At 69.0% G+C, this 18,595-nt stretch carries 14 protein-coding genes; 8 read left to right on the top strand and 6 right to left on the bottom strand.

What is annotated here, in order from left to right; genetic code table 11:
- Positions 1-4: 4 nt before the first annotated feature.
- Positions 5-988, bottom strand: a complete 984-nt coding sequence (locus WT53_RS07235; protein WP_034206541.1) for a LysR family transcriptional regulator — start codon at positions 986-988, stop codon at positions 5-7.
- Positions 989-1,723: 735 nt separating this feature from the next.
- Here WT53_RS07235 and WT53_RS07230 point away from each other — a divergent pair.
- Positions 1,724-2,935, top strand: coding sequence for an alanine--glyoxylate aminotransferase family protein (locus WT53_RS07230; protein WP_034206542.1), 1,212 nt, complete (start codon positions 1,724-1,726; stop codon positions 2,933-2,935).
- Positions 2,936-2,962: 27 nt separating this feature from the next.
- Here WT53_RS07230 and WT53_RS07225 read toward each other — a convergent pair whose 3' ends face one another.
- Entirely contained in the window at positions 2,963-3,898 is a 936-nt protein-coding gene (locus WT53_RS07225) for a helix-turn-helix domain-containing protein (protein ID WP_034206543.1), read from the bottom strand.
- A gap of 134 nt (positions 3,899-4,032) precedes the next feature.
- On the opposite strand from WT53_RS07225, the gene WT53_RS07220 reads away from it, so the two are divergent.
- Complete coding sequence (locus WT53_RS07220; protein ID WP_034206544.1) at positions 4,033-4,923, top strand: DMT family transporter; 891 nt, start codon at positions 4,033-4,035, stop codon at positions 4,921-4,923.
- A 121-nt stretch (positions 4,924-5,044) separates the two neighbouring features.
- Here the strand turns inward: WT53_RS07220 and WT53_RS07215 are convergent, their stop codons facing one another.
- Positions 5,045-6,259: an MFS transporter gene (locus WT53_RS07215; protein WP_034206545.1), complete on the bottom strand. Its 1,215-nt coding sequence runs from the start codon at positions 6,257-6,259 to the stop codon at positions 5,045-5,047.
- A 334-nt stretch (positions 6,260-6,593) separates the two neighbouring features.
- Here WT53_RS07215 and xdhA point away from each other — a divergent pair, with 334 nt between their 5' ends.
- The 4 genes from xdhA (at position 6,594) to WT53_RS07195 (ending at position 11,796) form a co-directional block, all read left to right on the top strand.
- Positions 6,594-8,159 (top strand): xanthine dehydrogenase small subunit, encoded by a 1,566-nt coding sequence (xdhA, locus tag WT53_RS07210; protein ID WP_034206546.1) that lies wholly within the window; start codon positions 6,594-6,596, stop codon positions 8,157-8,159.
- 18 nt (positions 8,160-8,177) lie between these two features.
- Entirely contained in the window at positions 8,178-10,541 is a 2,364-nt protein-coding gene (gene xdhB, locus WT53_RS07205) for a xanthine dehydrogenase molybdopterin binding subunit (protein WP_034206547.1), read from the top strand.
- Positions 10,542-10,628: 87 nt separating this feature from the next.
- Positions 10,629-11,297, top strand: a complete 669-nt coding sequence (gene xdhC / locus WT53_RS07200) for a xanthine dehydrogenase accessory protein XdhC (RefSeq protein WP_034206548.1) — start codon at positions 10,629-10,631, stop codon at positions 11,295-11,297.
- 97 nt (positions 11,298-11,394) lie between these two features.
- On the top strand, positions 11,395-11,796 hold the full coding sequence (locus WT53_RS07195; protein ID WP_034206549.1) for a polyketide cyclase: 402 nt from the start codon (positions 11,395-11,397) through the stop codon (positions 11,794-11,796).
- 56 nt (positions 11,797-11,852) lie between these two features.
- Here the strand turns inward: WT53_RS07195 and WT53_RS07190 are convergent, their stop codons facing one another.
- The 3 genes from WT53_RS07190 to WT53_RS07180 form a co-directional block, all read right to left on the bottom strand.
- On the bottom strand, positions 11,853-12,800 hold the full coding sequence (locus tag WT53_RS07190; RefSeq protein WP_034206550.1) for a LysR family transcriptional regulator: 948 nt from the start codon (positions 12,798-12,800) through the stop codon (positions 11,853-11,855).
- A gap of 69 nt (positions 12,801-12,869) precedes the next feature.
- Positions 12,870-13,508 (bottom strand): 2-hydroxychromene-2-carboxylate isomerase, encoded by a 639-nt coding sequence (locus WT53_RS07185; protein WP_034206551.1) that lies wholly within the window; start codon positions 13,506-13,508, stop codon positions 12,870-12,872.
- 94 nt (positions 13,509-13,602) lie between these two features.
- Positions 13,603-15,045, bottom strand: coding sequence for a TAXI family TRAP transporter solute-binding subunit (locus tag WT53_RS07180; RefSeq protein ID WP_034206552.1), 1,443 nt, complete (start codon positions 15,043-15,045; stop codon positions 13,603-13,605).
- 430 nt (positions 15,046-15,475) lie between these two features.
- On the opposite strand from WT53_RS07180, the gene WT53_RS07175 reads away from it, so the two are divergent.
- Both WT53_RS07175 and WT53_RS07170 read left to right on the top strand, forming a co-directional pair.
- On the top strand, positions 15,476-15,841 hold the full coding sequence (locus WT53_RS07175; protein WP_034206553.1) for a BON domain-containing protein: 366 nt from the start codon (positions 15,476-15,478) through the stop codon (positions 15,839-15,841).
- 138 nt (positions 15,842-15,979) lie between these two features.
- Positions 15,980-18,070 carry a D-(-)-3-hydroxybutyrate oligomer hydrolase gene (locus WT53_RS07170; RefSeq protein WP_060259017.1) on the top strand — a complete coding sequence of 697 codons (2,091 nt, stop codon included), beginning with the start codon at positions 15,980-15,982 and terminating at the stop codon, positions 18,068-18,070.
- The last annotated feature ends 525 nt before the right edge of the window (positions 18,071-18,595 follow it).

Below are 18,595 nucleotides of genomic sequence, written 5' to 3'. Positions count from 1 at the left end.
CAGTTTACTGCAGGCCCGTGACGATGTCGGCGTGTTCGGGCCCGCGCGCCGGCCGCAGGAAGCCGTAATCCGTCCGTTCGCGGGTGGACGACGCGCCGAAGTGCTCGAGTGCATGCTCGACGAAGCTGCGCGTGCGGGCCGGCACGTACTGGCGGTTCGGATAGACGAGCGACAACTGCGCGTCGGGATCGTCGATCCGGTAGCCGGCCATCAGCCGCACGAGCGTGCCGTGGTTGAGCGCGTCGGCCACGCACGGCTCGGGCAGCACTGCGATGCCGGCGCCGGCCACGGCCGCCGCCTGCACGAGCGCGAGCTGGTTGACCGTGCAGGCCGGGCGCACCGTGACCGAATGGGCGACGCCGTCGTGACCGACCAGTTGCCACGTCGGCGCGTGCTGGTGCGGCGCGAGCGTCACCCAGTCGTGGCCCGGTAGATCGTCGGGCACGCGCGGCTCGCCGCGACGGTCGAGATAGGCCGGCGCCGCGCACGCGACGAACGGATTCGGCGCGAGGGCATGGCCGATCAGCGACGGGTTGCCGTCGAGCCGGGTGCCGGTGACGATGCCGACGTCGTAGCCCGAATCGAGCACGTCGAGCGGCCCTTCGGCGACGGTCAGCTGCACGCGCAGTTCCGGATAGCGGTGCCGGAAGCTGCTGACGAGCGGCGTCAGCGCCAGCGGCGACAGCAGCCCCGACGCGACGACGCGCAGCGTGCCGGCCGGTTCGCGCACCGCATGCGCGACCGACGATTCGAGGTGGTCGAATTCCTCGAGCAGCGCACGGCAGCCATCGAGGTAGCGCACGCCGGCCTCGGTGAGCGACAGGTTGCGCGTGGTGCGATGGATCAGCCGTGTGTTCAGGTGGCCCTCGAGCATCGCGATCGAACGCGTGACGAGCGCATTGGACACGCCGAGATGGTGCGCCGCGCGCCGAAAGCTTTGCTGTTCGGCGACGCAGACGAATACACGCATGGTCTGAATCTGGTTCATGGCTTGCGTATTTCTGGCCCGGTTGATTGATTTTGGTTGTGATTTATCGCCGCACGACATCGAAAGCGCATTGCGCGGCCCCAGCTCTCCCTCGTATCGAAAATCGAATTTCGATTCCGCAGACGATTGTTCAATACGGAACCGATATCCGTCAACCTGAGAAAAGGGGCGGCTTGCGTAAAATCGAAATCGCGAGTACCGGTTTGACGCTGCAATGCAGCAAGAACGTCGAGGGAAAACGGCGCGATATTGGAATATGCGTCGACTCGGCCGGGATTCCCTATTTCAATCAACGTGTTGGGTTAAATTCGCGCGAACCGAGACAGGGCGATTTCGGCGTCGCTCCCCAATACATGCCGCAATGGTGGATGTTTTTTCCACGTTCGGATTTCGTGTATCGAATTCGCTCCGCGATTTGTATCAGGTGGCCGCTCCATTTCGTTCGATCCGAGAATCGGGCTGAACCGGCGGTTTCGGCGAACCGTTGCCGATATTGGGGAGAAAATCGTGCTGGCGGAACCCGAATGGAACCGTTTCGGAAACGGCCGGCAATCCCTTTTTCAATGTGGCAGGTCGCGGCGCGACCGGCTGGCCCGGTCCGGCGACCGGCCGGCGTCGCGCTGTCCGGACGTGCGTGCCTCTTGCGCGGGGCGGCGGAACGCGGAATGATCGACCGGTTCGCCGTGCCATGCCGCCGGCGTCCAGGCATTTTTCTTCCCTCATCATTTTCCAGCCATGTCCATCGATTATTCGCCGATTCCCTGTCCCGTCGTCGTGCCGCTCGACGCGATCCTGCCCGAAGAACCGCTGCTGATGATGGGGGCCGGCCCGGTTCCGATCCCGGCCGCCGTGGCCAAGGCGAACACGATCGTGATCAATCACCTCGGCGCGACGATGGCGAAGATCATCGAGCAGGTGAAGGAGATGGCGCGCTACGTGTTCCAGACCCGCACGAAGTGGGTGCTCGGCGTCGCGGGCCCCGGCTCGGCCGCGATGGAAATGGCGATCTCGAACCTCGCGTGGCGCGGCACGCGCGTGCTGTCGATCCGCAACGGCTTCTTCAGCGCGCGGATGGCCGAGATGGCCACGCGTGTCGGCGCCGACGTCGCGACGCTCGAAGTCGCCGACCGCGCGGTCGCGAGCCTCGACGAGATCGCCGACGCGATCGCGCGCGAGCGGCCCGAGATCGTCACGATCGTGCAGGGCGAGACGTCGAACACCGTATGGAACCGCGACCTGCGCGACATCGCCGCGCTCGCGAAGGCGGCCGGCGCGCTGGTGGTCGTCGATGCGGTGTGCACGCTGTCGACGATGCCGCTCGAGATGGACGCGTGGGGCATCGACGCGGTGATCACCGGCGGCCAGAAGGGGCTGTCGTCGATTCCGGGCGTGTCGCTGATCGCGTTTTCCGATGCCGCGTGGGAACGCATGAAGCAGCGCCCCGAGCCGAATGCGCACTGGTGCCTCGACATGGCGCTCGCGGAGAACTTCTGGCACAACGCCGGCTATCACTACACGGCGCCCGTGTCGGGCGTGCTTGCGCTGCACGAGGCGCTGCGGCTCGTCTGCGCGGAGACGCTCGAAAGCCGCTTCGCGCGCCACCTGCGCTGCTCGCTGGCGCTGCAGGCGGGCGTCGAATCGATGGGGCTCAAGCTTTATGCGCCGAAGGACTGCCGGCTCAATTCGGTGGTCGGGATCGAGACGCCGGAGGGGCTCACGCCGGGGATGGTCTGCGGCCATATCTCGAAGCAGTACCAGGTCGAGATCTCGGGGTCGTTCGGGTTGCCGATCGTGCGGATCGGACAGATGGGCGAGCAGTGTCGCGAGCACAACCTGTTTCGCACGCTGCATGCGTTCGGTCGCACGATGGTCGACCTGAAGGTGCCGGTCGATCTGCCGGCCGGCGTCGCCGCGCTCGAACAGGAACTGTCGCGGCGCGGCGCGTAAGCGCGCAAAAGCGGCACGGGGCCGCGCTCAGCGGCCCTGCATCGCGCGCCGGTAGGTATTCGGCGTCGTGCCGTGCGCGTCGCGAAAGCGATGGCTGAAGTGGCCGGCGTTCGCGTAGCCGCAGTCGGCCGCGATCTGCGCGAGCGGCAGCGCCGTCGTGCGCAGCAGCTCGCGGGCCCGCGCGAGCCGTTGCTCGGCCACCCAGGCGTGCGGCGCACGGCCGAACGACAGCCGGAACATCCGCGAGAAGTGGTATTCGGACAGCGCGGCGACCTCGGCGAGTTCGCCGAGCGTCAGCGGCTGCGTCAGGTACGTGTCGATGTAGTCGCGCACGCGGCGGCGCACGGCCGGCGCGAGCCCGCCGCGGAACGACGTGTCGGTGCGCGTCGTGCTCTGGCCGCGCAGCAGCAGGCTCAGCACGTCATGCGCGGTTTCGTTCGCGCGTAGCCGGTCGTCGGCATCGTCCCAGCCGTCGAGCGCGAGCGAGCGCAGCAGCGCGGCGACGCGCGCATCCTCGAAATAGGTGCGATCGGCCAGCTTCAGTTCGCGCGGTTCGCGGTCGAGCTCGCGGATCGCCCGCTGCGTGAAGTGTTCGGGCAGGAAATACAGGTGGACGAAATGCATTTCGCCGCGCACCCACCAGCGCGATTCATGGTCGCCCGGCAATGCGCACAGCAGGCTCGGCGCGCCGTAGCGCGGCACGCGCTGGCGCTCGGTCCGGTAGCCGCCGTCGAGGTAGCACGACAGCGTGTGGTGACCGGGCTGCTCGTAGATCGTCTCGCTTTCGTCGGTGATCCGCGTCCATTCGGCGATCGCGAGATGGTCGCCGAGCCATGCGAAGCGCTCGAGCGTCGCGTTCGCGTCGGCGAGGGTGCGGCAGACCGACTGCAGGCCGAACGGCAGCTCGCCGCCGGTCAGGGCGGCGGCGCGGTCGACGGGCGGGGCGCAGAGGGAGAGACTCATGATGCGCCGAGTATAAGCGGCCGCGCGACGGCGTGTGCGGCGTCCCGAAAAAGACCGCAATTCCGGACAATCGGCACGCGCGGGGCGGCCGCATAGTCGGGATCCCGATTCACCCGATTTCCCGAATTGCCGCCATGAACCTGTCGCTTTATTTCGTCACCGTGCTGATCTGGGGCACCACCTGGATCGCGATCAAGTGGCAACTCGGCTCGGTGCCGCCGCCCGTGTCGATCGCATGGCGCTTCTGGCTCGCGGCCGCCGTGCTGTTCGCGCTGCTGCGCGCGATGCGCCGGCCGGTGCGCCCGCCGCGCGAAGCGTGGCGCTTTCTCGTCGCGCAGGGCTTCGCGCTGTTCTGCCTGAATTTCCTGTGCTTCTACTATGCGGAGCAAGTCGTGCCGAGCGGGCTCGTCGCGGTGATCTTCTCGACCGCGCCGCTGCTGAACTCGATCAACGGCCGGCTGTTCATGGGCCGCCCGCTGCGGCCGTCGGCGATCGCGGGCGCGCTGCTCGGCCTGACCGGCATCGCATGCCTGTTCTGGCAGCAGATGGCCGGCCATCTCGACGACCACGCGACGTGGATCGGGCTCGCGATCGCGTTCGCCGGCACGATGTGCTTCTCGGCGGGCAACCTGCTGTCGAGCCGGATGCAGTCGATGGGGCTGCACCCGCTCGCGACCAACGGCTGGGCGATGCTGATCGGCGCGGCGATCCTGACCGTCGGCAGCGCGGCGGTCGGCATGCCGTTCACGCTCGACATGAGTCCGCGCTATCTCGGCGCGCTCGTGTACCTGGCCGTGCCGGGCTCGGTGATCGGTTTTACCGCCTACCTCACGCTCGTCGGCCGGATCGGGCCGGAGCGCGCCGCGTACTGCACGGTGCTGTTCCCGATCGTCGCGCTGGCCGTGTCGACGGTGTTCGAGGGCTACCAATGGTCGCCGCTCGCGGTGATCGGGCTGCTGCTCGTGGTGGCCGGCAATCTCGTCGCGTTCGATCTCACGCGCCGGTTGTTTTTGCGGACGGTGTGACCGCGCCGGCCGTCGCAACGGCCGCCATATAAAAAACGCCTGCGCGATGCAGGCGTTTTTCTTTTTTGAGGCGACGGCGCCGCGATTTCCGCATCTGGCCGCCGTGCGGTGAGCGGCGTGATCAAGCCGCCGCGCCGCTTCCCGCCACGCGCGCCTGCCGCTGATACAGCACCATCGACAGCGCGACGCCTCCGGCGGCCGCCACCGCCGCGAACAGGAACACCTGCGGATAGCCGAACGCACCCGCGACATAGCCGGCGAGCGGGCCGGTGATGCCGAGCGACAGGTCGAGGAACACCGAATACGCGGACAGCGCCGCGCCGCGGCTCGCGGGCGGCACGAGCGCGACGGCCTCGACGCCGAGCGCCGGGAAGATCAGCGCGAAGCCGAAGCCCGTCAGTGCCGCGCCGACGAGCGCGACGTGCGGCACCGGCGCGAGCCACAACAGCACGAGGCCCGCGCATTCGAACGCGAACGACACGATCGCGACGCGGAAGCCGCCGTGGGTCTTGATCGTGTTCGCGAACAGCAGGCGCGCGCCGATGAACAGCGTGCCGAACACGGTCAGCGACAGTGCGGCGTTCGGCCAGTGGCGCGCCGCGTAGTACAGCGTGACGAACGTGGCGATCGAGCCGAAGCCGGCCGAGCCGAGTGCGAGGCCGAGGCCGTGCGGCAGCACGCGCGTGAACACGCTCGCATACGACATCCGTTCGCCGTGCACGAGCGGCACGGCGGCGATCAGGCGGGCGAGGTAGAAGCCGAGCGCGGCCAGCGCGATCACGATCACGCCGATCAGCGCCGGATTCAGCGTATGCGCGATCGCGACGCCGACCGGCGCGCCGAGCGCGAGCGCGCCGTAGGTCGCGATGCCGTTCCACGAGATCACCTTCGCGTTGTGCGCGACGCCGACCCGGCCGATGCCCCACAGGATCGCGCCGGTGCCGCACAGGCTTTCGCCGACGCCGAGCACCAGCCGGCTCGCGATCAGCAGCACGAGGCTCGCGACCGGCCAGTGCGCGAGCAGCAGCGCGACGAGCAGCAGCACGCCCGACACGCCGCAGCCGACCAGCCCGCGCAGCACCGTCTGCTTCGGCCCCAGCGTATCGGCGAGGCGCCCGGCGAGCGGCCGCGAGGCGAGCGTCGCGAAATACTGGACGCTGATCGCGCCGCCCGCGACGATCGCGGAAAAGCCGAGGTCGTCGTGGACGAAGCCCGGCAGCACCGCGAGCGGCAGGCCGATGGTCAGGTAGCAGATGAACGTGAAGCAGACGACGGACACGATTTGCAGCGTGACTGCGAACCCGCTGTGCGGCGGTGTGGCGGAATCGGTTGACATGGGGTCGGAACGAATGACGGATCGAACGGAAAACGGCGGAAAAGGGAATCGGGATTTTCCCATGGAACCGGTTTTCACGCAGGTACCGTTTAGTTAACTGCCTGCCGTTCGTGAAGACGACCGGCGGTCGCGGGCGCCGGAAACGGGCGCGGCGCACCGTGCGGCAAGGGGCGCGGGCGGTCGGGCGCGCATATCGCGGCAGTGATATGAGCCGCATGCGCGATGGGCTATGGGTTGCGGAATTTGACGGTGATAGCGTGCAAACTGTCGGAAAAACGTCGGTCGAGCGCTCCGCGCAGGCCGCCTAGCCCCCAATTTGAAGAAACACCGAGACATGAGTGAGCCGATCCGCTTCTACCATCGTCACGCGATCCGCGAAGTGAGCGGCGCGGACGTGACCCGCACCGTGCTGCAATACCTGCGCGAGGACGCGCATTGCACCGGCACCAAGGAAGGCTGCGCGGAAGGCGACTGCGGCGCGTGCACGGTCGTCGTCGGCGAACTGACCGACGCCGGTGCGGTCGAGTTCAAGGCCGTCAACGCGTGTATCCAGTTCTTGCCGACGCTCGACGGCAAGGCGCTCCTGACGGTCGAGGACCTGCGCCAGCCGGACGGCGCGCTGCATCCGGTGCAGCAGGCGATGGTCGATTGCCACGGTTCGCAATGCGGGTTCTGCACGCCCGGCTTCGTGATGTCGATGTGGGCGCTGTACGAGAAGCACGGCCACGAAGGCTGCGGCAACGCGTGCGCGAAGGCGAAGGGCGTGCCGACGCGCACCGAGATCGCCGATGCGCTGACCGGCAACCTGTGCCGCTGCACTGGTTATCGCCCGATCGTCGATGCGGCGGTGCGGATGTTCGATGCGACCGGCGAAGGCGCGGCCGGCGAAGGTGCGTCGGCGGTGGTCGACACGGCGGCGCTTGCCCGCACGCTCGCATCGCTCAAGCGCGACGACACGTTCGACTACACGGCGGCCAACGGCGCGCGCTTCGCCGCGCCGCGCACGCTCGACGCGCTGGCCGCGCTGAAGTCCGAGCGTCCCGACGCGCGCATGCTCGCGGGCAGCACCGACATCGGCCTGTGGGTCACCAAGCAGATGCGCCGCCTCGACGATCTGATCTACGTCGGCCAGATCGCCGAACTGCAGCAGGTCGTGGATGGCGACGACTGGATCGAGATCGGCGCGGGCGTGACGGTCGAGAAGGCCTATGCGGCACTCGCCCGCACATACCCGGAGCTGACCGAGATGTGGAAGCGCTTCGCGTCGCTGCCGATCCGCAATGCGGGCACGATCGGCGGCAACGTCGCGAACGGCTCGCCGATCGGCGATTCGATGCCGGGCCTGATCGCGCTCGGCGCGCGCGTCGTGCTGCGCGGCGGCGACACGGTGCGCGAGCTTCCGCTCGAGGCGCTCTATACGGGCTATCAGCAAAAGGACATGGCGCCGCACGAGTTCGTCGTCGGCCTGAAGGTGCCGACCCGCACCGGCGCGCGCGCGAAGCTGCAGTTCCGCACCTACAAGCTGTCGAAGCGGTTCGACTCCGACATCTCGGCCGTGTGCGCGGCGTTCGCGTTCATCGCGGACGGCGACACGATCCGCGAGCCGCGCGTCGCGTTCGGCGGGATGGCGGCGACGCCGAAGCGCGCCACGCATACGGAAGCCGTGCTCGACGGCGCACAGTGGCACGAAGCCACCGCGCAGGCCGCGATGCAGGCGCTCGAGCGCGACTACCAGCCGCTGTCCGACATGCGCGCGACGAGCGCGTATCGTCTCGATACCGCGAAGAACCTGATGTATCGCTTCTGGCTCGAGACGCGTCCGCACGACCCGCTGCCGCCGCAGGCGCTGAACGTGCGCGAAGTGGCCGCCGAAGTTGCCGACGACGCGGCGCGCGTCTGAAGACGGAGAACACCGAACATGAACCAGCAAGCAGAACCGTTCCTCAGCACCGTCGACCCGCAGGCCGACGCCGCGCAAGTGCACGTGTCGCGTGCGCACGAATCCGCCCACCTGCACGTGAGCGGGCGCGCCACCTACACCGACGACATCCCGCTCGTCGCCGGCACGCTGCATGCGGCGCTCGGGTTGTCCGCGAAGCCGCACGCGAAGATCGTGTCGATGAACTTCGACGCGGTGCGCGCGACGCCGGGCGTGGTCGCCGTGTTCACGGCCGACGACATCCCGGGCGTCAACGATTGCGGGCCGATCATCCACGACGATCCGGTGCTCGCGAAGGGCGTCGTGCAGTTCGTCGGCCAGCCGATGTTCATCGTCGTCGCGACCTCGCATGAAACCGCGCGGCTCGCCGCGCGCCGCGCGCAGGTCGACTACGAGGAGCTGCCCGCGATCCTGACCGCGCAGGAAGCGCGCAAGGCCGAAACCTACGTGATTCCGCCGCTGAAGCTCGCGCGCGGCGACGCGGCCGCGCGGCTCGCCGCCGCGCCGCACCGCGAGTCGGGCGAGATGCTGCTCGGCGGGCAGGAGCAGTTCTACCTGGAAGGGCAGATCGCGTACGCGGTGCCGAAGGACGACGACGGGATGCACGTGTACTGCTCGACGCAGCACCCGAGCGAGATGCAGCACCTCGTCGCGCACGTGCTCGGCGTCGCGTCGCACAACGTGCTGGTCGAATGCCGCCGGATGGGCGGCGGGTTCGGCGGCAAGGAATCGCAGTCGGGCCTGTTCGCGTGCTGCGCGGCGCTTGCCGCGTGGAAGCTGCTGTGCCCGGTGAAGCTGCGACCGGACCGCGACGACGACATGATGATCACCGGCAAGCGGCACGATTTCCATTACCGCTTCGACGTCGGCTACGACGACGACGGCCGCATCGACGGCGTCGCACTCGACATGACGTCGCGCTGCGGCTTCTCGGCCGACCTGTCGGGCCCGGTGATGACGCGCGCGGTGTGCCACTTCGACAACGCGTACTGGCTCGGCGACGTCGACATCGCCGGCTACTGCGGCAAGACCAACACGCAGTCGAACACCGCGTTCCGCGGCTTCGGCGGCCCGCAGGGCGCGTTCGCGATCGAATACATCCTCGACGACATCGCGCGCTCGCTCGGCCGCGATCCGCTCGACGTGCGCTACGCGAACCTGTACGGCAAGACCGAACGCAACGTGACGCCTTACGGGCAGACGGTCGAGGACAACGTGCTGCACGAGCTGCTCGGCGAACTCGAGACGACGAGCGACTACCGCGTGCGGCGCGCGGGCGTGCGCGCATTCAACGCACGCAACACGGTGCTGAAGAAGGGCATCGCGCTCACGCCGGTGAAGTTCGGGATCGCGTTCAACGTCACGCACTTCAACCAGGCCGGCGCGCTGGTGCACATCTACACCGACGGCTCGGTGCTCGTGAACCACGGCGGCACGGAGATGGGGCAGGGGCTCAACACGAAGGTCGCGCAGGTGGTCGCGCACGAGCTCGGCATCCGCTTCGGCCGGATCCGCGTGACGGCGACCGACACGAGCAAGGTCGCGAACACGTCCGCGACCGCCGCGTCGACGGGCTCGGACCTGAACGGCAAGGCCGCGCAGGACGCGGCGCGCCAGTTGCGCGAGCGGCTCGCGGCGTTCGCGGCGAAGCAGTTCGGCGACGGCAAGGTCGAGGCGGCCGACGTGAAGTTCGGCAACGACTTCGTGTGGGTCGGCGGTGCGAGCGTGCCGTTCGGCGAGGTGATCGCGAAGGCGTATCTCGCGCGCGTGCAGCTGTGGTCCGACGGTTTCTACGCGACGCCGAAGCTGCACTGGGATCAGTCGAAGCTGCAGGGCCGCCCGTTCTACTACTACTCGTACGGCGCGGCCGTGTCGGAAGTCGTGATCGACACGCTGACGGGCGAGATGCGCACGCTGCGCGTCGATGCGCTGCACGACGTGGGCGCGTCGCTGAACCCGGCGCTCGACATCGGCCAGGTCGAAGGCGCGTTCATCCAGGGGATGGGCTGGCTGACGACCGAAGAGCTGTGGTGGAACGCGGGCGGCAAGCTGATGACGCACGCGCCGTCCACGTACAAGATTCCGACGGTGAACGACACGCCGCCCGAGTTCAACGTGCGGCTGTTCCAGAACCGCAACGTCGAGGACAGTATCCACCGCTCGAAGGCCGTCGGCGAGCCGCCGCTGCTGCTGCCGTTCTCGGTGTTCTTCGCGGTGCGCGATGCGATCGCGGCAGTCGGCGATTACCGGGTGAATCCGCCGCTCGACGCGCCGGCCACCGGCGAGTCGATCCTGCGCGCGGTGCAGGCGGTACGGGCGGCGAGCGCCGCTCGGGCAGGGTGAGACGATGAACCGCCGCTCCACGCCCGCTTCGTGCGCTCGGCTCGACGGTGCGGTCGACGCCGTCGGGATGGCCCGCGGGAGGCCGGCATGAACGGCCGCGCTCGTTCGCCGCGTGCCGCGTCGCCGGCACCCGCCGCGGGATGCGACGGCGTGTGCGGCAGCGCGCCGTCGCAACTGCAGCCGTTCGCGCCGGGCACCGGCCAGCGCAACCGCGCAACCGCGCCGCCGGCGCCGATGCACATCGTGCTGTTCGGCGCCGGGCACGTCGGCCACGCGCTCGTCACGCTGCTCGGCGCGCTGCCGTGCGTCGTGCAGTGGGTCGACACGCGCGACGAGCTGTTCCCGGACGAATGTCCGCCGAACGTGCAGCCGGAGCCGACCGACACGCCGGAGGCCGTCGTCGACGCGGCGCCGCCCGGCGCGTACTTCCTCGTGATGACGCACAACCACGCGCTCGACTTCTCGCTCGCCGCGCAGATCATGCGGCGGCGCGACTACGCGTACTTCGGGATGATCGGCTCGCGCACCAAGCGCGTGAAGTTCGAGCGCCGCCTCGCCGCGCGCGGCGTCGACCCGGCGCGGCTCGTCGAGATGGTGTGTCCGATCGGTGTCGCCGGCATCGTCGACAAGGCGCCGGGCGCGATCGCGGTGGCCGTCTGCGCGGAGCTGCTGCAGGCACGCTCGGGCATGCCGGTGGCCGATGCGAAGGCCGCCGCCGCGGGCCGCGCGCGCGACGACGTCAGCTGCGCACGATAACGACGCGTGGCCGATACGCCCGGCGCACGCCGGCGCGTTTTTGCCTACACTGCACGGATCGCGCGGCATCGGGCCGCGCGTCTTTCGTGCACGCACCATGTCCGATCACCGGGTCTATCTCGACGCGCTCGATGCGAGCGTCGTCGCCATCGAGCGCTGGCTGTCCGGCGCGGATACCGCGCCCGCGGCGCTCGATGCGGTGCTCGCGTCTTTCTCCACCGGTTTCACGATGATCCTGACCGACGGCCGCCTGCTCGATCGCGACGGCCTGCGCGCACTGTTCGCGCAGCTCGGCGGCGCGAAGCCGGGGCTGCGGATCGGGTTGTCGGACATTCGCGTGCTCGTCGCCGGCGCGTCGCACGTGACGCTCACCTACGTCGAAGCGCAGCATGCGGCCTCGGGCGAATTGCCCGCGCGGCGCGCGACGGCCGTGTTCGAGCGCGACGCGGCGGGCGTCGTGCGCTGGACCCATCTTCAGGAAACGTTCTGCACGGCCTGAGCGGCCGCGCGGCGTGATCGTGCGCGGGGGCGTCCCGCGTCGCGCGTCGCGCCGCTTCAGCGCTTGCGCGTGCGGGCGACCGTCAGTTCGTCGGACACGCTCTGCATCAGCGCGCACAGCCACGCGATGTCGGTCGGCCGATCGGGCTGCGGATGCGTGAGCAGGTAGCTCTTGATGCGCGGGAACGGCACGGGCGGCGCGACGACGACGAGCGGCAGCAGTTGCGCGTAGTGCGTCGCGAAGCGGCGCGTCGTCGTGAAGATCAGGTCCGATTGCAGCAGCACCTGCGGCACGATCCCGAAGTACGGCAGCGTCGTCACGATGCGCCGCGTGAGGCGGGCGCGCGCCAGGCCGATCTCGATCGCGTTGCGCTTGTCGCCGGTGTACGGGGTGGGCGCGACGTGCGCGGCCGACGCATACGCGTCGCGCGTGAGCGGCACGCGGGCGAGCGGATGCGCGTCGCGCATCAGGCACACGATGGTGTCGGAGAACAGGTCCTGGCGCGCGAACTGCGGGTCGGGCTTCGGCCAGTTGCCGATCACGAGATCGAGCGCGCCCGATTCGAGCGCGCCCGCGTGGTCGAGCGCGGGATTCAGCGAATCGATCTCCAGATGGGCATGCGGCGCCGCATCGCGAAAGCGCTCGATCAGCGTCGGCATGAAGAAATCGTTCAGGTAGTCGGGCGCGGCGACGCGGAACGTGCGCCGCGCGGACGACGGATCGAAGTCGCCGTGCGGCGTCGCGATGAAATCGACCTCGCGCAGCGCGCGCGATGCGGCGTCGAGCAGCGACGCGCCGTACTCGGTCGGCACCATGCCGGATTTGCCGCGCACGAGGATCGGGTCGTTCAGCGTCTCGCGCAGCTTGCGCAGCGCGGTGCTGATCGCGGGCTGCGTCTGGTTCAGCCGCAGCGCGGCCTGCGTGACGCTGCGCTCGAGCAGCAGCGTGCGCAACACGCGCACGAGCCAGATGTCGAGCGAGGCGGTACGGTCGTCGTCTTCCATCGATTGGGGGTGAGTCCGGTGACGCGTAACCTTACCGCAGCCGCGCGTTGCCGTGCGTGATACCGGCCATCACGCGCGGCCCTTCGGCAGCGTGCTGATCCGCTTGACCTCGCGCGATTCGAGCCAGTTCGGCGTGCGCGCGCAGTACAGCACCATCGGCAGCGCGTCCTCGCCCCAGAACAGCTGCTTGTTCATCCAGAAGGTGGGCACGCCGAACACGCCGAGCGCGATCGCGTCGGCCGTGTTGCGGGTCAGTTGCGCAGCGGTTTCCTCGAATTCGATCAGCTCGTCGCCGTGGCCGACGCCGACGCGTTCGCACAGCGCCGCGAAGCCTTCCGGCGTCGACGGGTCGTTCCCTTCGCGCCAGATGAAGCGGAACATTTCCAGCACCGTCACGATATCGGCGCGCAGCGCGATCGCGAGGCGCAGGACCTTGTCGGAATCGAACGGATGCGCGGGCGGCATCTTGAAGCGGATGCCGAGCTGTTCCGCGCGAAACAGCGCATGCCGGTACGTGAACACGCGTTTGGCCGGCACGTCGGCGCTCGGGCGTTGGCCCCAGTGGCGCTGCAGGTCGGGCAGCGAGACGGCGACGGGGTTGAACGGCACGTCCGGCCATTTGTCGTGCTGTTCGAGCAGCAGATACGAGAACGGCGACACGAAGTCGAAGAACCAGGCGGGTTGGGCGGTATCGAGGCCGGCTGTCATGTCGTTCTCCAGAGGGTGGGGCGTGCGGCGCCTGGCGGCGGCCTCCATGTTACGCGGCTGCGCGCGCATGCAGCAATGATCGCGGATCGTTCGCTTACGCGGAACCGGGAGTCGCCCGGGGGGCGTCGCCGGCCGGCGGCGGGTCGGTTTCCGTGCGTGCCGGCGGATGGCCGGCGCCGGGCGGGGCCGCCGGCGCATCCTGGTCGTGCGCGGTGAGCCGTTCGCGCACGAAACCGATGTGCTCGCGCAGCACGTAGAACTGTCCCGCGTACGCGAGCGGCATCTTCATCCGGTTCACGGCTTCCTCGATGTCGTCCAGCTCGTCGAGCAGCTTGACGCGCTCCTCGGCCGTATGTTCGCCGAGCGCGCTGCGCTCGAGCGCGATCAGCGCGCCGTACCAGCGGTAGATGCGCGAGCGCACGCGCCAGCCGTACAGCGACGGCACGAGCCGCAGCCCGGGGATCAGCACGACGATCAGCGGCACGACGACGACCAGCAGCCGGTCGACGAGGCTCGCGACCCAGAACGGCAGCCGCCGGTACAGGAAGGTCTTGCCTGACTTGTAGTAGCGGGCGGCATCGTCGGACAGCGGGAAGCCGCGCGTGACGGACGACGGGAATTCGCCCGCGTGCTGCAGGATCGTCGCGTGGCCGTGCACTTCGCGCGCCGCCTCGATCAGCAGGTCGGACAGCGCGGGGTGCAGCGAGTCGCGCGCGACGAGTTCGATCGTCGGCGCGACCGTGTGGATGTCGGCGGGCGGCAGGTTGCGGCCGAGATCGTAGACGCCCATCGGCAGCGTGATCGCGGTCAGGTACGGAAAGCGCCGCGCATACGCGTCGGCCTGCGTGAACGAGTACACGTGCACGCCCGGCGCGCGGAACAGCTTCGCCATCACCGGGATCTGCGTCGAGTCGCCCGACAGGAACGCGGCGTCGATCTTGCCGTCGAGCAGCGCGGTCGCGGCGTCCTCGCCGGCCGTCGGCAGGAGCTCGGTCGGGCCGCCCGGCACGATGCCGTTCATCTTCAGCAGCGCGAGGCTCAGTTCGCGCGCGCCGCTGCCTTCCGCGCCGAGCGCGAGCCGTTTGCCCTTGAAGTCGGACAGGCGCCCGACGACCGGGCCGCGGTACATGATCGCGAGCGGCACGTAGCCGATGCTGCCGAGCGACACGAGATGCTCGTCGCGCTCCTTCGGGCCGATGCCGCTCTGCACGAAGCCGACGTCGACCGGCGCGTCCGGGTTCGACAGCCGCGCGAGGTTCTGCGCGGAACCTTCGGACGATTGAACGTCGAGCGTGACGCCGTTTTTCGCGAGGATCGCCTTGTATTTCTGGGCGGCGTTCCAGTAGGTGCTGCCGGGCGGCCCGGACGAAATCACGAGCGTGGACGGCGGCGCCGGCTGGATCAGCTTGACCGCGAGCCAGACGGCCGCGCCGGCGAGCAGCACGGTCGGGCCGATCGACAGCGCGAGGTCGCGCCACGAGACGGCGACGAAGCGGGCGAGGATACGGCGCGGCGGGCGAGGGCGGGCAGGCTTCATGGAATCGGCGAGTGACGCTGGCGTGACGCATCGGTGACGGTCGTCACCGGACGACACGGATGCTCGCGGCGATGGTACCCGGTTTCGCCGCCCATGCGCGAGTCGCGGCGGGGTGGCACGGCGGCGCGGCGGCAGCGGCGCGCCGTCGCGTCAAAAGCTTTGCGCTTCCGCGGGCGCTGGATTACATTGTGCGACGCAGCCGCGCCCGAATCGCGCGCGACCCGGCACGTCATGAGACCGGGCGCGTCCGGCCGGCGGCTGTCCGGCCCGGCCGGCCCGCTTTCGCGTGCGCCGGCCGCCGGCCCGTGACGCCTCTCTCGTATCGCCGTGGAAAACACCGGCTGTCCCGCCCGTTCGCGCGCGGGCCGGCTGTTTTTGGGGGTATTCGGCCGTACTGTGCACGGCCGTTCCGGAGTGATAAGGAGATAGCATGAAGTCGATCGTGTTGAGAGCGTTGGGTGTCGCCGCCGTGGCGGCCTGTCTGTCGGGCAGCGTGTATGCGCAGTCGAGCGACGCAGCGGCAACGGAAGCGCCGTCGGCCGCGGCGAGCGCGCCGAAGGCCGCCGCGAAAACCGCGAAGAAGGCGAACCGCAAGCTCGGCTACGCGGTGCGCAAGGCCATTACGAAGGCGGGCGGCATCGACGTGGCGAACATCGTCGTGCGCTCGAAGGGTGGCGCGATCTCGCTGGAGGGCACGGTGCCCGACCAGGCACAGATCGACAAGGCGGAAGAGGCAGCCAAGAGCGTGAAGGGCGTGACGTCGGTCACGAACAAGCTGACCGTTCAGCAGCAGTAACGCCGGGCGGCGGCGCGCGAGCGCCGCGTGCGCCCGTTTCCAGGCGGGCCCCGGCATGCCGGGGCCCGTTTGCGTTTCAGAGACCGAGCGCCGCGCGCGGCGCGGCGGCGGACCGATAACGATATCGAGGGGGCGGCGATGACGAAGCTCGGGTGGGGCAGGCGGGTGGTGTGGGGAGCGGTGCTGGCCGCGGTCGCGATGCTCGGCGCCTGCAACGGCGACGAATCGGCCGAGCGCAACCGGTTGCCCGGCTTCGTGTCCGGCAGCGTGCGCACGACGGCCTACGACGGCGCGAGCGACGACCTGCTGACGGCCGGCCTCGGCAAGACGGGCCTCGCCGCGGCGAGTGCGCCCGGCTTCGCGAACCCGTCGCGGCCGACGAGCGCCGAATTGCGTCGCCTCGCGATCTGGTCGAACTACCGCGCGCTCGTCGACATGAGCGCGAACGGCGGCTACGGGCGCTTCTGGGGGCCGAACGTCGACCTCGACGGCAACGATACGCTCGGCGAAGGCAAGATCGCCGGCACCGAATATCTCGCGTACGCCGACGACGGCAGCGGTGCGAAGAACGTGACGCTGCTCGTGCAGGTGCCGGCACGCTTCGATCCCGCGCAGCCCTGCATCGTCACCGCGACGTCGTCCGGCTCGCGCGGCGTGTACGGCGCGATTTCCGCGGCCGGCGAGTGGGCGCTCAAGCGCGGCTGCGCGGTGGCCTACAACGACAAGGGCGGCGGCAACGGCGCGCACGAGCTCGGCTCCGACACCGTCACGCTGATCGACGGCACGCTCGCCAACGCGGTGCTGGCCGGCAACGCGAGCCTGTTCACCGCGAACGTGACGAGCGGCGATCTCGCCGCGTTCAGCAGCCGCTTCCCGAACCGCTATGCGTTCAAGCACGCGCATTCGCAGCAGAATCCCGAGCAGGACTGGGGGCGCGTGACGCTGCAGTCGGTCGAGTTCGCGTACTGGGCGCTCAACGAGCAGTTCGGACCGCTGGTCGACGGCGCGCGTCACGGCGTGCGCTATCGCGCGGGCGACATCACGACGATCGCCGCGTCGGTCAGCAACGGCGGCGGCGCGTCGCTCGCGGCGGCCGAGCAGGACGACCGCGGCTGGATTACCGCAGTCGTGGTCGGCGAGCCGCAGATCAACGTACGGATGGCGCCGAATGCGGTCGTGCGCGCGGGCGGCCAGCCGGTGCCGTCGTTCGGCCGGCCGCTGGCCGATTACGCGACGCTCGCGAACCTGCTGGAACCGTGCGCGGCCGCGTCGGCGTCGCTCGCCGCCGCGCCGTACCTGAGCGCGCTGCCGGCCGCGACCACGCAGTCGATCCGCACGCAGCGCTGCGCGACGCTCGCCGCGGCCGGGCTGGTGGCGGGCGCCGACACGCAGAGCCAGGCGGCCGACGCGCTCGCGCAGCTCCATGCGGCCGGCTATCTGGCCGATTCCGACCTGCTGCAGGCGCCGATGTGGGATTCGCAGGCGATTCCGGCGATCGCGGTCACCTATGCGAACGCGTACACGCGCTCGCGCGTGACCGACAACCTGTGCAACTTCAGCTTCGCGACGACGAACCCGGCGACCGGCGCGGTCGCGGCGCCCGCCGCGTCGCCGATGCCGGCCGTGTTCGGCGCCGGCAACGGCGTGCCGCCGACGGCCGGCATCAATCTCGTGTTCAACAACGGCGCGGGCGTCGACCACCGGCTCGCGACGCCGGACGCGAGCTTCGCGGGCGCGCTGTGCCTGCGCCAGTTGTGGACGAACGGGATGCTCGGCATGCCCGCGAACGTCGACGCGGTGCGCGTGAACGCGAACCTGCACGGCAAGCCGGCGATCATCGTGCAGGGCCGCAGCGACGCGCTCGTGCCCGTGAACCACGCGTCGCGCGCGTACGTCGCGCAGAACGGCATCAGCGAAGCCGGGCGCAGCCAACTGGTGTTCTACGAAGTGACGAACGGCCAGCACTTCGACGCATTCCTGTCGGTTCCGGGCTTCGACACGCGCTTCGTGCCGGTTCACTACTACAACGTGCAGGCGCTGAACCTGATGTGGAAGCACCTAAGGAACGGCGCGCCGCTGCCGCCGTCGCAGGTGATCCGCACGGTGCCGCGCGGCGGCACGCCGGGCGCCGCGCCCGCGCTGACGAGCACGAACCTGCCGCCGATCTCGGCCGCGCCGGGCGCGAACGCGATTTCCGCCGGCGTCGGCACGATCGACGTGCCGCTCTGACGGCGGCCGTTGCGCCGCCTCCGACGAAGCCGGACAGCCGTCCGGCTTTTTTCTTTGCATCGCCTGGAATCGGTCCCGTACTGCCTTTTATCCGAATGGCGAGCGCCGTAACAAATTATTACTTTACGGCCATAAATCCGGAACCTATTATGCGCCGGTATTTTCACTTAATTTAATAAATTCCAGATACGAGAATATTCCTTTCCTTTTAGTTAATCGATCCTTTCGATTTTATTCAGTCGGCCCGAGCCGCGATTGATCGCCGTTTCGCGATTAATCGGTGTCGTGCCGACCGGAATCGTTCATCTTTTCGAAGTGAAGGCGCCTTGTCTGGCGGGCTTCGCAGGGTGTCGCCTTGTCGTCGATTTCGTGCGCATGCGAATTCGCGAAATGAATTCGCATTGCTGCGAACCGTTGAATGGTCGTTTGCAATGGAATTGATTCCATTGTGCGGTTGCAAAAAAACATGGGTGGGGTAAATCGTGCCGATCGGTATTCGCCGATCCGGTAAAAAACTCGGGGTGC

Origin of the sequence: Burkholderia sp. MSMB2157WGS, from assembly GCF_001532755.1 — a bacterium.
Taxonomy (GTDB): Bacteria; Pseudomonadota; Gammaproteobacteria; order Burkholderiales; family Burkholderiaceae; genus Burkholderia.
The sequence above is the reverse complement of the archived record's forward strand: the minus strand, read 5'-3'. Positions and strand labels throughout refer to the sequence as shown.

What these genes read in the sequence shown, in the direction of transcription:
- WT53_RS07235 (WP_034206541.1), bottom strand. Translation starts at nt 988, where the DNA reads ATGAACCAGATTCAGACCATGCGTGTATTCGTCTGCGTCGCCGAACAG.
- WT53_RS07230 (WP_034206542.1), top strand. Translation starts at nt 1,724, where the DNA reads ATGTCCATCGATTATTCGCCGATTCCCTGTCCCGTCGTCGTGCCGCTC.
- WT53_RS07225 (WP_034206543.1), bottom strand. Translation starts at nt 3,898, where the DNA reads ATGAGTCTCTCCCTCTGCGCCCCGCCCGTCGACCGCGCCGCCGCCCTG.
- WT53_RS07220 (WP_034206544.1), top strand. Translation starts at nt 4,033, where the DNA reads ATGAACCTGTCGCTTTATTTCGTCACCGTGCTGATCTGGGGCACCACC.
- WT53_RS07215 (WP_034206545.1), bottom strand. Translation starts at nt 6,259, where the DNA reads ATGTCAACCGATTCCGCCACACCGCCGCACAGCGGGTTCGCAGTCACG.
- xdhA (WP_034206546.1), top strand. Translation starts at nt 6,594, where the DNA reads ATGAGTGAGCCGATCCGCTTCTACCATCGTCACGCGATCCGCGAAGTG.
- xdhB (WP_034206547.1), top strand. Translation starts at nt 8,178, where the DNA reads ATGAACCAGCAAGCAGAACCGTTCCTCAGCACCGTCGACCCGCAGGCC.
- xdhC (WP_034206548.1), top strand. Translation starts at nt 10,629, where the DNA reads ATGAACGGCCGCGCTCGTTCGCCGCGTGCCGCGTCGCCGGCACCCGCC.
- WT53_RS07195 (WP_034206549.1), top strand. Translation starts at nt 11,395, where the DNA reads ATGTCCGATCACCGGGTCTATCTCGACGCGCTCGATGCGAGCGTCGTC.
- WT53_RS07190 (WP_034206550.1), bottom strand. Translation starts at nt 12,800, where the DNA reads ATGGAAGACGACGACCGTACCGCCTCGCTCGACATCTGGCTCGTGCGC.
- WT53_RS07185 (WP_034206551.1), bottom strand. Translation starts at nt 13,508, where the DNA reads ATGACAGCCGGCCTCGATACCGCCCAACCCGCCTGGTTCTTCGACTTC.
- WT53_RS07180 (WP_034206552.1), bottom strand. Translation starts at nt 15,045, where the DNA reads ATGAAGCCTGCCCGCCCTCGCCCGCCGCGCCGTATCCTCGCCCGCTTC.
- WT53_RS07175 (WP_034206553.1), top strand. Translation starts at nt 15,476, where the DNA reads ATGAAGTCGATCGTGTTGAGAGCGTTGGGTGTCGCCGCCGTGGCGGCC.
- WT53_RS07170 (WP_060259017.1), top strand. Translation starts at nt 15,980, where the DNA reads ATGACGAAGCTCGGGTGGGGCAGGCGGGTGGTGTGGGGAGCGGTGCTG.